Source organism: Sinomonas susongensis (assembly GCF_005877005.1).
Taxonomy (GTDB): Bacteria; Actinomycetota; Actinomycetes; order Actinomycetales; family Micrococcaceae; genus Sinomonas; species Sinomonas susongensis.
On the sequence record NZ_SSNH01000006.1, the window covers coordinates 111,522 to 124,580 of the forward strand.

General features: G+C 69.9%; 9 protein-coding genes and 1 tRNA gene. 6 read left to right on the plus strand and 4 right to left on the minus strand.

Annotation, left to right across the window (positions count from 1 at the left end; genetic code table 11):
• Positions 1–12: 12 nt before the first annotated feature.
• Together E6A21_RS09750 and E6A21_RS09755 are read right to left on the minus strand one after the other, a co-directional pair.
• Positions 13–1,425, minus strand: a complete 1,413-nt coding sequence (locus E6A21_RS09750; protein ID WP_246036333.1) for a dihydrolipoyl dehydrogenase family protein — start codon at positions 1,423–1,425, stop codon at positions 13–15.
• 113 nt (positions 1,426–1,538) lie between these two features.
• The gene (locus E6A21_RS09755) at positions 1,539–2,321 is read right to left on the minus strand and encodes an IclR family transcriptional regulator (protein ID WP_138443958.1); all 783 of its coding nucleotides are present in this window, start codon (positions 2,319–2,321) and stop codon (positions 1,539–1,541) included.
• A gap of 163 nt (positions 2,322–2,484) precedes the next feature.
• On the opposite strand from E6A21_RS09755, the gene E6A21_RS09760 reads away from it, so the two are divergent.
• From E6A21_RS09760 to E6A21_RS09775, 4 genes are all read left to right on the plus strand, one after another.
• The gene (locus E6A21_RS09760; RefSeq protein ID WP_138443959.1) at positions 2,485–3,201 is read left to right on the plus strand and encodes a CoA transferase subunit A; all 717 of its coding nucleotides are present in this window, start codon (positions 2,485–2,487) and stop codon (positions 3,199–3,201) included.
• Between the two features lie 13 nt (positions 3,202–3,214).
• Positions 3,215–3,907 (plus strand): CoA transferase subunit B, encoded by a 693-nt coding sequence (locus tag E6A21_RS09765; protein ID WP_138443960.1) that lies wholly within the window; start codon positions 3,215–3,217, stop codon positions 3,905–3,907.
• Complete coding sequence (locus tag E6A21_RS09770) at positions 3,904–5,091, plus strand: acetyl-CoA acetyltransferase (RefSeq protein ID WP_138443961.1); 1,188 nt, start codon at positions 3,904–3,906, stop codon at positions 5,089–5,091. Before E6A21_RS09765 ends, E6A21_RS09770 begins: the two co-directional genes overlap by 4 nt.
• Before the next feature lie 121 nt (positions 5,092–5,212).
• Positions 5,213–6,610 (plus strand): outer membrane protein assembly factor BamB family protein, encoded by a 1,398-nt coding sequence (locus E6A21_RS09775; protein WP_138443962.1) that lies wholly within the window; start codon positions 5,213–5,215, stop codon positions 6,608–6,610.
• A 66-nt stretch (positions 6,611–6,676) separates the two neighbouring features.
• Here E6A21_RS09775 and E6A21_RS09780 read toward each other — a convergent pair.
• Positions 6,677–6,750: transfer RNA gene (locus E6A21_RS09780), tRNA-Arg, on the minus strand.
• A 268-nt stretch (positions 6,751–7,018) separates the two neighbouring features.
• On the opposite strand from E6A21_RS09780, the gene E6A21_RS09785 reads away from it, so the two are divergent.
• Both E6A21_RS09785 and lhgO read left to right on the plus strand, forming a co-directional pair.
• Positions 7,019–8,857: a phosphoenolpyruvate carboxykinase (GTP) gene (locus E6A21_RS09785; RefSeq protein WP_138443963.1), complete on the plus strand. Its 1,839-nt coding sequence runs from the start codon at positions 7,019–7,021 to the stop codon at positions 8,855–8,857.
• A gap of 198 nt (positions 8,858–9,055) precedes the next feature.
• A complete protein-coding gene (gene lhgO, locus E6A21_RS09790; protein WP_138443964.1) occupies positions 9,056–10,255 on the plus strand; it encodes an L-2-hydroxyglutarate oxidase in 1,200 nt (399 codons plus the stop codon).
• A gap of 99 nt (positions 10,256–10,354) precedes the next feature.
• On the opposite strand, the gene E6A21_RS09795 is transcribed toward lhgO, so the two are convergent.
• Entirely contained in the window at positions 10,355–12,985 is a 2,631-nt protein-coding gene (locus E6A21_RS09795) for an ATP-dependent Clp protease ATP-binding subunit (protein WP_171041349.1), read from the minus strand.
• Between the last annotated feature and the right edge of the window lie 74 nt (positions 12,986–13,059).

Genomic DNA, 13,059 nt, shown 5'->3' on the forward strand with positions numbered 1-13,059 from the left:
GTCCCCTGGAACCTAGAGGCCGTACGCCTCGAGGAAGCGCAGCCAGATCTCGCTCACGGTCGGGAACGACGGCACCGCGTGCCAGAGGCGCTCGAGGGGAACCTCGCCCACAATGGCGATCGTGGCCGACTGAAGGAGCTCGGCGACATCGGGCCCCGCGAAGCACGCTCCGACCAGGGTCCGCCTTGTCTCGTCGACGAGGAACCGGGCCCATCCCTCGTAGTCCTCCGCGAGCTGCCAGGCCCCAGCAACCGAGATGGGGAGGTCGACGGCGCGGACCCGGATGCCGTGCTCCCACGCCTCCTCCTCGCTGAGCCCGACCATCGCGAGCTCAGGGTCCGTGAACACGACGCGGGGGACGGCGAGTTCGTCGGCCGTGCGGGCGTGGCGGCTCCAGGGCGACGGGGCGCCGTCGAGCTCGCCCTTGGCGCGCGCCACGATCGCATCACCGGTGATGCGTGCCTGGTACTTCCCCTGATGGGTGAGCATTGCGCGCCCGGAGCAGTCGCCGACGGCGTAGAGCCACGAGCTGCCGGGAACGAGCCCTGTGTCGTCGACGCGGAGCGACGCCGGCTCGATGCCGAAGGCCGGCAGCCCCAGGCCGTCGAGTGCCGGGCGGCGCCCGACCGCGACGAGGAGCTTGGCCGCTTCGATCGTGCGGCCCCCGGGCAGCGTGACCCTCGCGCCGCCGTCGTCCCTCGGTTCGACCTGCTCGGGGGAGACGCCCTCGATGATCTCGACGCCGTCCGCCCGCAGTCCGGCGGCGACAAGGTCGCGCCCGTCCTCGGGGAACGCGCTGAGCAGACTCCCGCGTGCGAGCACCGTGACGTGGGAGCCGAGACGGGCGAACGCCTGCGCGAGCTCCGCCCCGGCGACGCCAGCGCCGATCACGACCAGGCTTTCGGGGACCTCCCGAGTGCTCGTGGCATCGGCGGTGGTCCAGTGCGGTGTCCGCTCGAGGCCGGGAACCTTGGGGGTGGAGGGGTGCGAGCCTGTCGCGAGGACGACGGCGTGGCGCGCCAGGAGGTCGAAGTGGTTTCCATTGGCGTCGTCGACTGCAAGCCGCTTCGCGCCGGTGAGACGCGCTCGCCCGCGGACGAGGGCGATGCCAGCGCTTTCGACCCAATCCTCCTGCGACTGGTCGTCCCAGTTGTTGACGGAGTCGTCGCGGTGCTTGAGGACCGCGTCGACGTCGAGGTCTCCCGTTGCCGCCTCGCGGGAGCCGGGCACTCGGCGCGCCGCGTGCAGCGCGCTGCCCGGGCGGAGGAGGGCCTTGGAAGGCTCGCAGGCCCAGTACGAGCAGGCCCCGCCAACGAGGTCGCTCTCCACGAGGGCTGCGCTGAGCCCGCCCTTCACCACGCGGTCCGCGGCGTTCTCGCCGGCAGCGCCGGCACCGATGACGATGACGTCGTACTCGCTCTCCACCCCACAGATGCTACGTGACGCCCCGGCTGTGCCAACCCCCTGCCCCATGAAGAGAGACCCGACCGCAGAGGAGCCGCAGTGCGCGGCAAGCGGGCCGACGTCGGCCGACGGCCTCAGCGCTCGCGTGCCCCCGGCAGGCGGAGGCTGATCCTGTGCGCCTCTTCCATGAGCAGGCGGCCCAGGAACGGCTGCCGCTCCGCCCGGAACCTGGGCTCGATGCCCGTGAACGAGACTGCGCCGACGGGACTCCCATGCGTGTCGAACACAGCGGCTCCCATTCCCCAGCTGCCCTCGAGCACGAGCCCGGGGTTCACCGAGTACCCCCGGAGCCGTGTCTCGTCGAGCTGCCTGCGCACGATCGCCTCGGTATGGCCCGCGGCGTACTCGCCGGCGTGCTCTGACCACCGGCCCAGCAGCGCGTCCCGCTGCTCCGGGGGCATGAAGGCGAGCATCGCCGTCCCGGCGGAGGCGACCCCGAGCGGGAAGCGCACGCCTTCCCGGAGGACGAAGGACCGGATGGGGAAGCTCCCCTCCTCCCGCAGGAGGCACACGGACTCTGAGCCACGGAGGATGCTGTAGAAAGCGCTCTCGCCCGACTCCTCGGCGAGACGTCGCAGACTGGGCCGTGCGAGCTCCTCGAAGGGGAACCGGGCAGCCGCGGTAGCGCCGAGGAGGAAGACCTCGGTGCCGAGGACCCAGTTTCCCGTCGCGCGGTCGACGTCGAGCAGCCCTTCCCCGGCGAGCGACGTGAGGATGCGGTGGGCGGTGGGGCGCGTCAGCCCCGATTCGCGGACGAGGCGTGCTGTAGAGGCGCCGCTCGGGCGGCTGCCCACGAGCCGCAGCAGGCGCGCGACACGACCGACGACCTGAGTCCCCTGGACGGTTCTCGCTTCCATGCTTCCCCTGAAAATCGAGCCACTATGTGGACATCTTAGGGGACGGCGTCCACAGTATGTGTCCAACGTACTGAGCACCATTGCGGAGATCCCGCCTCATTCCTAGCCTCGAGGAGGGAAGCACATCCGTCCACAAAGTGGTGGTGTCCGAAGGAGGGCATGAATGGGAAAGCTCAAAGAAGACCCCGCCGACGCCTTGGCGGCCTCGCTGCACGACGGCGCGACGCTCGCCGTTGGGGGCTTCGGGCTCAGCGGGATTCCGGCCGACCTCATCGAGGCGGTGCGGGACACAGGGGTCAGCGACCTCACGGTGGTCTCGAACAACATGGGCGTGGACGGCAAGGGCCTCGGGATCCTGCTCGAGTCGGGCCAGGTCCGCAAAGTGATCGCCTCGTATGTCGGGGAGAACCGGCTGTTCGCACAGCAGTACCTCGCCGGCGAACTCGTGGTCGAGTTCGTCCCCCAGGGAACGCTTGCCGAGCGGCTCCGGGCCGGCGGTGCCGGGATTCCGGCCTTCTACACCCGCACCGGAGTGGGGACCGTCGTGGCCGAGGGCAAGCCGCACGAGGAGTTCGACGGGCAGCTCTACGTCCAGGAGCGCGGCATCGTTGCGGATGTGTCGCTCGTGCACGCGCACACGGCCGATCCCGAGGGCAACCTCGTCTACCGGTACACGGCGCGGAACTTCAACCCCGTCGTCGCCACGGCGGGCCGGGTGACGATCGCCGAGGCCGAGGTCATCGTCGGCCTCGGCGAGATCGACCCGAACCACATCGTCACGCCGGGCGTGTTCGTCCAGCACGTCGTGCAGGCCAGGCCCCGGGTCAAGGACATCGAGCAGCGCACCGTTCGGCCCCGGGCCCTCGCGGGCCAGAACTGAAGGAGGAGTCCCGATGGCGTGGACGAGAGACGAGATGGCCGCGATCGCGGCCGAGGAACTGAACGACGGCGACTACGTGAACCTCGGGATCGGCATCCCCACGCTCGTGGCCAACAACCTGCCTGACGGGGTCCGGGTGACGCTGCAGAGTGAGAACGGCCTCCTCGGCATGGGCCCGTTCCCCTTCGAGGGCGAGGAGGACGCGGACCTCATCAACGCGGGCAAGCAGACCGTGACGGTCCTGCCCGGAGGGAGCATCTTCGACTCCTCCGACTCCTTCGCCATGATCCGCGGCGGGCACGTCAAGGTCGCGGTCCTCGGCGCGATGCAGGTTTCCGCCGAAGGCGACCTCGCCAACTGGCAGATCCCCGGGAAGATGGTCAAGGGCATGGGCGGGGCCATGGACCTCGTCGCGGGAACGCCGCGGATCATCGTGCTCACCGAGCACGTCGCGAAGGACGGCTCGCCGAAGATCGTCGCGGAGTGCACGCTCCCGCTCACCGGCCGGCGCGTCGTCGACCGCATTGTCACGGATCTTGCCGTCTTCGATGTGGGATGCCCGCAAGCGCAGGACGCCGCCCCTCGCCTCGTGCTGCGGCGGCTCGCCCCGGGGGTGGGCCTCGACGAGGTGAGGGAGAAGACCGGGGCACCGTTCGACGTCGTGCTCGAACAGCAGGCCTCACAAGAGGAAGGAGCGCTCGCATGAGCATCAGGGAACAGTTCGGCAAGGACGTTCTGATCACCGGCTGGGGCCACAGCCGGTTCGGGAAGCTCGGCGACGAGACGCTCGAATCGCTCATCGTGCAGGTCGCGGGCGAAGCGCTCGCTCACGCGGGCCTCGAGCCGGCTGAGGTCGACGAGGTCTACATCGGCCAGTTCAACGCCGGGATGATGCCGCTCGCGTTCCCGTCCTCGCTCGCGCTCCAGCTCTCCCCGGACCTGGCCGGGGTCCCGGCGACCCGCGTCGAGAACGCGTGCGCGTCCGGTTCGGCTGCCGTGCAGCAGGGCGTCAAGGCACTCCTGGCCGGGACTGCGCGGAACGTGCTCGTGGTCGGGGCGGAGATGATGACCCCGGCCGGGGCGGAGAAGGTCGGTGCGGCCCTGCTCGGCGCGGACTACGACATGGCCGGCCAAGCCTCCTCGGCCGGGTTCACGGCCTTGTTCGCCGAGGTCGCGAAGCACTACGAGAAGCGCTACGGTCCCGTCTCGGACGTCCTCGGCTCGATCGCGGCGAAGAACCACCGCAACGGTGTGGACAATCCGTACGCGCAGCTGCGCAAGGACCTGGGCGAGGAGTTCTGCCGCACAGTGTCGGACCGGAACCCCATAGTCGCCGACCCGCTGCGGCGCACCGACTGCTCGCCCGTCTCGGACGGGGCAGCCGCCGTCGTCCTGAGCCTGGCCCCGCGCCCGAGGGCCGCCACGAGCCCCGTGCGCCTCGCGGGGTTCGGCCATGCGAACGACTTCCTCCCCGCCGAGCGGCGAGACCCTACGGCGTTCGCGGGCACCCGGCTCTCGTGGGAGAGGGCGTTCGCGATGGCTGGAATCGGGCTCGATGGACTCGACTTCGCCGAGGTGCACGACTGCTTCACGATCGCCGAGCTCGTCATGTACGAGGTCATGGGCCTCGCGCCCGTGGGCGAGGGCGCCCGGGCCATCGAGGAGGGCTGGGTCTGCAAGGACGGCAAGCTGCCCGTGAACGTCTCCGGCGGGCTCAAGGCCAAGGGCCACCCCGTCGGGGCGACCGGCGTCTCCCAGCACGTCCTCGCCGCAATGCAGCTCACCGGCACCGCTGGCCTGATGCAGCTCGCCAACCCCCGCCGCGCGGCGGTGCAGAACATGGGCGGCGTCGGCATCGCCAACTACGTGAGCATCCTCGAGGCGGTCTAGTCCACCACGGCGGGTGGCTCGGGCTGCCTTGCAGTGCAGCTGTTGCCCTCGCCGTCCTCGCGTCCCACTGTAGAGAGGGCAAAGCACACGGCGGAACCGCACCCTCCCGAGAGGCGGGACCATGGCAGGCACACGGCTGCATCGCGCGCTCGTGGGCGCGGGCGCCGTCATGCTCGCACTGCTCACGGCATGCACGCCCGGATCGCAGGCGACGCCCACGGGCACGCCGATCGAGTCGCTGACCGCCGCGCCGAGTGCGCTCAGCCCAGCTCCCCTGCAGGCCGGCGACTGGCCGACGTACCACCACGACGCGGCTCGGACGGGCGCCGCCCTCGGGCTGCCCCCGCCGGGCACGCTCCACACGGCGTGGACGGCGCGGCTCGATGGGGCTGTCTACGGCGAGCCGCTCATCGTGCGGGACGAGGTGATCGTCGCGACGGAGTCGGACACGGTCTACGCGCTCGATCCGGCCGACGGGCGGATCGTGTGGCAGCGCAACGTGGGCACACCGGTGCCCGGATCCGCTCTCCCGTGCGGGGACATCAGCCCGCTGGGGATCACCGGCACGCCTGTCTTCGACCCCGCGACGGGCCTCGTCTTCGCTGTCGCCGAGGTTTCGGGCGGTCACCATGAGTTGGTCGGGCTGGATGCGGTGAACGGATCCCTCGTGGTGCGGCGCGAGGTCGAACCGCCCCGGGGCGAGCTCATCGCCTACCAGCAGCGGCCGGCCCTCGCGCTCGCGGGCGGCCGGGTCTACGTTGCGTTCGGGGGCCTCGACGGCGACTGCTCCGACTACATCGGCACCGTGCTCTCCGTCCCGACCACGGGCAGCGGGCCCATCGGTTCCTATGTTGTGCCGACATCCCGGCTGGCTGGCATCTGGGCGCCCGGCGGCCCTGCCGTAGACGGATCCCGGCTGCTCGTCGGGGTCGGCAATGGGGCCTCGACCGCGAGCTTCGACGGCTCCGATTCGATCCTCTCGCTCGACGCCGCGTCGTTGAGCCGTACCGACTTCTTCGCGCCGGAGACGTGGGCGCAGGACAACGCGCGCGATGCCGACCTCGGCTCGATGACGCCCGTGAGGGTCGGGCCCTACGTGTTCGCGGACGGCAAGGCCGGCACAGGCTACGTCCTCGATGCGGGCCATCTCGGCGGCATCGGCGGTGCCCGGGACGAGGCCACGGTGTGCCCGGCGTTCGGAGCACCCGCCGTCACGGGGATGACGCTCTTCGTGCCCTGTGAGGACGGGCTGCAGCAGGTGACGGTCTCGTCCTCGGGCGCGATCAGCCTGGGGTGGCGGCTGTCCCTGCAGGCGGCTGGCTCGCCCGTGGTCGGTGCCGGAGCGGTGTGGGTCATCGACTACGGGGCCGATGAGCTCTACGCCCTCGACCCGGCAGACGGTCACGTCCAGCAGAAGGTGCAGCTCAATCCCGTGCCGCACTTCGTGACCCCGACCCTCGCGGCCGGCCGCGTCTTCGTCGGCACGCTCGACGGCGTGACGGCATTGGCGGGAGCATGACGGACAGGTGGTGGAGGACCGTTAAACAGGACCACCCCCAGTCGCTAGACCGGGGGTGTCTTCTTGTGCGCCCAGAGGGATTCGAACCCCCGACCTTCTGTTCCGTAGACAGACGCTCTATCCAGCTGAGCTATGGGCGCATGCAGCACGCTTCGGCGTTTTCTGCGCCGCGGCCTGAATAACTTTACGCGAAGACCAACGCACATCCAAATCCGCAGACCACTCTCTCTGTGACTATACCGGTCTATGTGACCTTGATCACTTAAACTGGGACTGGTGCATGGCAAAACCCCCGAATTCCGGTATTTCGAGTGTTTCGCTCTCATTTCAACCCCCTCACAGGCCTCAGTGGTACAGACCACCTTCCCTACCATTGAGGGACAAACGACCCAGACGAAGGAGGAAGACATGGGCGCAACTCGTCTTCGGCTTCTTGAAGGAGCCCCTACCACCTACGAGCCCCTGCTGTCCTGGGTTGAGGAAGTCGCTGAACTGACTCAGCCCGACCGGATCCACTGGGTGGACGGTTCCGAAGCGGAATACCGCAAGCTGACTGACGAGCTCGTGGCTGCTGGGACGCTGACCCGGCTCAACCCGGTCCTCTTCCCGAACTCCTTCGCCGCCTTCTCCGACCCCGCGGACGTCGCGCGCGTCGAGGAGCAGACCTTCATCTGCTCACGGGACGAACACGACGCCGGCTTCACCAACAACTGGATGGAGCCGACGGAGATGAAGGCCAAGCTGAAGGGCCTCTTCTCCGGCTCGATGCGTGGCCGCACCATGTACGTCATTCCGTTCGTCATGGGCCACCTCGACGCCGAGGACCCGAAGTTCGGCGTCGAGATCAGCGACTCCGCCTACGTCGTCGCCTCGATGCGGATCATGGCCCGCATCGGCACGGACGTCCTCAAGAAAATCGAGCAGACCCGCGCGTTCTTCGTCCCGGCCCTCCATTCCGTCGGCGCGCCGCTCGAGCCGGGCCAGGCCGATGTCCCGTGGCCGTGCAACCCCGAGAAGTGGATTGTGCACTTCCCCGAGGAGCGGTCCATCTGGTCCTACGGCTCCGGATACGGCGGCAACGCCCTCCTCGGCAAGAAGTGCTACGCGCTCCGCATCGCCTCGGTCATGGCCAGGGACGAGGGCTGGCTCGCTGAGCACATGCTGATCCTCAAGCTCACGAGCCCCGAGAAGAAGGTCTACAACGTCGCCGCGGCCTTCCCGTCCGCGTGCGGCAAGACCAACCTCGCCCTCCTCGACCCGACCATCGAGGGTTGGAAGGTCGAAACCCTCGGCGACGACATCACGTGGATGCGCTTCGGCAAGGAGGGCGAGCTGCGTGCCGTCAACCCCGAGGCGGGCCTCTTCGGCGTCGCCCCCGGCACCGGCTGGGGCACGAACCCGAACGCGATGCGCGCCATCGCGAAGGGCAACAGCATCTTCACGAACGTCGCGCTCACGGACGACGGCGGCGTGTGGTGGGAGGGCATGACCGACGACGTCCCCGCACACCTCACGGACTGGCAGGGCAACGAATGGACGCCCGAGATCTCTGCCGCCAACGGTGGACGTCCCGCCGCGCACCCCAATTCGCGCTTCTGCACGCCGATCGACCAGATCGACATGCTCGCCCCCGAATACTTCGCACCGAACGGCGTGGAGGTGCATGCGATCCTCTTCGGCGGGCGCCGCAAGACGACCGTCCCGCTCGTGACCCAGTCCCGCACGTGGGCGAGCGGCATCTTCATGGGTGCGACGCTCTCCTCGGAGACGACGGCGGCCGCAGCTGGCGCCGTCGGCGTCGTGCGCCGCGATCCCATGGCGATGCTGCCGTTCATCGGCTACGACGCGGGCGACTACCTCAACCACTGGGTGCGGCTCTCGGCGAAGGGCGACCCCGCGCGGCTGCCGAAGATCTTCCTCGTGAACTGGTTCCGCCGCACGAAGGACGGCGGTTTCGCGTGGCCCGGCTTCGGCGACAACGCCCGGGTCCTCAAGTGGGCCATCGAGCGCATCGAGGGGGCAGCCGACGCAGTGGAGACGCCGATCGGCTTCATCCCGACGGCGGAGAGCCTGGACCTTGACGGCCTGGACCTGACCCCGGAGCAGGTGCAGGAAGCTGTGCGCTTCGACGCCGACGAGTGGCGCGAGGAAGTCCCGGGCCTCGAAGAGTGGTTCGCGCGCTTCGGCGACTCGCTCCCGCTCAGCCTCACCAACGAACTCGAGACCCTCAAGCAGCGTCTCGGCTGAGACTCGTGCGCCCTTCCCGGGCGCATGGCAGACTCCGGCGAACTGAACGGCGCCGGACCCCTGGAGGGCCGCCCCGCTGCACACGGGGCGGCCCTCCCATGCATCTGGCCCTAGGCAGCTGGGGGACCCGTGGATGTAGCGTGGGGCCAAGGCCCCCACCGCGCGTGGAGGACAGTCCTGGGGACGAGCGGAGACGGCATGACGGAACGCGTCGGAGTGGTCGGAGGCGGCATCGTCGGGATGGCGATTGCCCGGGCCCTTGCGCTCGCGGGCGACGCCGACGTCGTCGTCCTCGAGAAGGAGCGGCGGGTCGCCGCGCACCAGACGGGGCACAACTCCGGCGTCGTGCACGCGGGGCTGTACTACCAGCCCGGCTCGCTCAAGGCCGTGCTGTGCGCACGCGGCCGAGAGCTCACGCGCGACTACTGCCAGGAGCGTGGCCTCCCGTATCGCGAGCTCGGCAAGCTTGTCGTGGCGGTGACCCCCGAGGAGGTACCACGGCTCGACGACATCGAGCGCCGCGCCCGCGCCAATCGAGTGCCGGACCTTTCGCGCATCGGGCCAGAGCGGATGCGGGAGATCGAGCCGCACGTCGCCGGCGTCGCGGCCGTGCACTCGCCGCACACCGCCGTCGTCGACTACGCGGCGATCACCGAGGCGATGGCCGACGACATCCGCCGCGCCGGGGGCCGTGTCCTCCTGAGCACCGAGGTGACCGGGGTGCGGGCGGGGGAGCGGACGACGACGGTCGCCACCACCGCGGGGTCCCACACCTTCGACCGGCTCATCGTGTGCGCGGGGCTGCAGTCCGATCTCCTTGCACGCATGGTGGGAGCCTCGCCGTCGCCCCGGATCCTGCCGTTCCGCGGAGAGTACTGGACGCTTTCGCCCGCGCGGACCGCGCTCGTTCGCGGGATGATCTACCCCGTGCCCGACCCGCGCTTCCCATTCCTCGGGGTCCACTTCACGCGCGGCGTCTACGACGACGTGCACGTCGGGCCCAACGCCGTCCCGGCACTCGCGCGCGAGGGGTACGGCTGGGGCGACGTGTCGGTGCGGGACACGTTCGGCTCGCTTGCGTGGCCCGGCGCCCCGGCCCTGTTCAGGAAGCATTGGCGGATGGGCGTCCGGGAGATCTCCGCTTCGCTCCTCAAGCCCCTGTACTTCCGGCAGGCCCGGGCCTTCGTCCCGGAGCTTCGGCCGGGGGACCTCGAGGAGAAGGCCGCAGCGGGCGTGCGGGCGCAGGCGTGGGGTGCAGACGGCTCTCTGCTCGACGACTTCGCGGTCGACCAGGTCGGCTCGGTCACCCTCCTCCGCAACGCTCCCTCGCCCGCGGCCACGTCGTCGATGGCGATCGCCGAGTACGTGCTCCGCGAGCATCTCGGTATCCACGTCTGACCCGGTGGAAGTGCCGGCGCAACGCGAAACCACTGTTAACCGCCGAAACCCCGGATCGCGATCCGGGGTTTCGGCGGTAGAGCTGGGTTTCGCGAGGGCCTAGGCAGCTGTCGCGACGGACTCGTCCGCGCGGACGGCGAGCTCGCCGGCGTCTTTCGCCCGGGCGTCGTCCGTCGGCTCCACGGTCACCACGACGCGGCCGCCGTCGCCGAGCGAACCGGCGACGAGGAGGTCCGCGACGCGGTCCTCGAGTTCGCGCTGGATCACGCGGCGCAGGGGCCGGGCGCCGAACTCGGGCTCATAGCCGCTCTCGGCGATCCAATCGACGGCGGCGTCGTCGACGTCGAGGGTGATCCCCTGCGCCGCGAGCCGCGCCTCCGTCCCGCGGAGCTGGAGCCGCACGATCTCGTGCAGCTGCTCGCGGGTGAGCTTACGGAACAGCACGATCTCGTCGATGCGGTTGAGGAACTCGGGCCGCATCGTCTCGCGGAGCCGCCCCATGACCCGTGCCCGCAGCTCGGTGTCGGAGGGCGAACCGTCGGCCCCGCCCGGCGCAAAGCCGAGCCCGGCACCGCGCGTGGCGAGGAACTCGGAACCGAGGTTCGAGGTCATGATCACTACGGTGTTGCGGAAGTCCACGGTGTGCCCCTGGCCGTCGGTGAGCCGCCCGTCGTCGAGCACCTGCAGGAGCAGGTTGAACACGTCGGGGTGCGCCTTCTCGACCTCGTCGAGCAGCACCACGGAGTACGGGTGCCGCCGAACGCGCTCGGTGAGCTGCCCGGCCTCCGAGTAGCCAACGTATCCGGGAGGGGCACCGACCAGCCGGCTGACCGTGTGGCGTTCGCCGAACTCGCTCATGTCGAAGCGCACCATCGCTGACTCGTCGCCGAACAACGACGCCGCGAGGGCCTTCGCGAGCTCGGTCTTGCCCACGCCGGTCGGACCGAGGAAGAGGAAGCTGCCGACCGGCCGCCCCGCGTCGCCCAGCCCGGTGCGGTTGCGTCGCACCGCCTTCGCGATCGCCGTCACCGCATCCTCCTGGCCGACGACCCGACCGTGGAGCTCACTCTCAAGGCGTGCGAGCCGCTCGCGCTCGCCTTCCGTGAGGCGGGCCGCCGGGATGCCGGTGGCGCGGGCGACGACCGCCGCGATGTCCGGCTCGTCGACGACGTCGGACCCGGTCGCCTGGACGGACGACTCCACCGCATCAGCGATCTTGAGTGCCACCTGCTCGATCGCGTCGCGGAGCCTCGAAGCCTGTTCGTAGTCCTCCTGGGCCACTGCGGCCGCCTTCTGCTCCTCGAGCCGGGTCGCCTCCGCGTTCAGTGCCTCGAGATCGTTCCGGGGTCCACGCGCGAGGCTCTTGCGGGCGCCCGCCTGGTCGATGAGGTCGATCGCCTTGTCAGGCAGGTACCGGTCTGTGATGTACCGGTGGGAGAGCTCGACGGCGGAGCGGATCGCGGAATCGGTGTACGTGATGCCGTGGTGCTCTTCGTAGCGCGGCTTGAGACCGTCGAGGATTGCTATCGCGTCCTCGACGCTCGGCTCACCGACGGTGATCGGCTGGAATCGGCGCTCGAGGGCGGGATCCTTCTCGATCTTCCGGTATTCGTCGAGCGTGGTTGCACCGACGAGGTGGAGTTCACCGCGCGCGAGCCTCGGCTTGAGAATGTTGCTCGCGTCCATGCCGCCCTCTCCGCCACCGCCCGCACCGACGACCGTGTGGAGCTCATCGACGAACACGATGACGTTGCCGTCGGCCGCGATCTCGTCCATTGCCTTGGTGAGCCGCTCCTCGAAGTCGCCGCGGTAGCGGGTGCCGGCGAGCATCGCCGGCAGGTCGAGGGAGACCACGGTCTTCCCCTGCAGCTGCGCGGGAACGTCACCGGAGGCGACGGCCTGGGCGAGGCCCTCGACGATGGCTGTCTTGCCGACGCCGGCTTCGCCGATGAGGACGGGGTTGTTCTTCGTGCGGCGGGCCAGGATCTCGATCGCCTGCTCGATCTCCGAGGCGCGGCCGATCACGGGGTCCAGCCTGCCTTCGCGGGCGAGCGCCGTCAGGTCGGTGCCGAACTGGCCGAGCATGCTGTCCTTGCCGCGGCTGGCCGCGGCACCACGCCGACGCGCGGCGTGGCGAGGTGTCGCAGGGGCAGCCGGGGCCGCGTCGTCCGCGCGCCCGCCCTCGGAAGGCTCGCTCGCGCCGTCGCCCGCTTGGAACGACTGGGGCGTGATGCCCTGGGCCGCCAGGATCTGGCCGGCCGGTGCGTGGGAGGCGAGGACAAGAGCGAGGAAGAGGTGCTCGGGGTCGATGTAGGTCGAGCCGAGCGAGCGGGCTACCTTGTAGGCGTCCAGCAGAGCGTGCTGCGCGGACTGGGTGAGCTGCGGCATCGCGCCGTCCTCGGCGTCACCGCCGGCGGGAGAGCCCGCGGGCAGCCGCTGCTCGGTTGCGGCGACGATGTCGTCCGCGCCGGCGCCGGCGAAATCGATCATGCCGGCCACCGACTCCGTGGTGGCGAGCGCGTGCAGGAGATGCAGCGCGTCGACTTCGCGGTGCCCGTGCTCGAGCGCATAGCGGCCGGCGGCAGTCAGGACCTGCTGGCTCCCGCGGCTCATGAGGTGCGTGATGTCGAGGGGGCGGCTCGTGCGGCGGGACCCCTGGCCCTGCAGGTAGCGGGCAAGGAAGTCATCGAACGAACCGTTGCCAGCAGTCGGTCCGAAAAAGATAGGCAAACCATCCTCCAGAAAGTTGAGTGACTGTCGCTCATGTTCAACGCTGTGGTGAACGAGATATTCCCAAGCCCTAC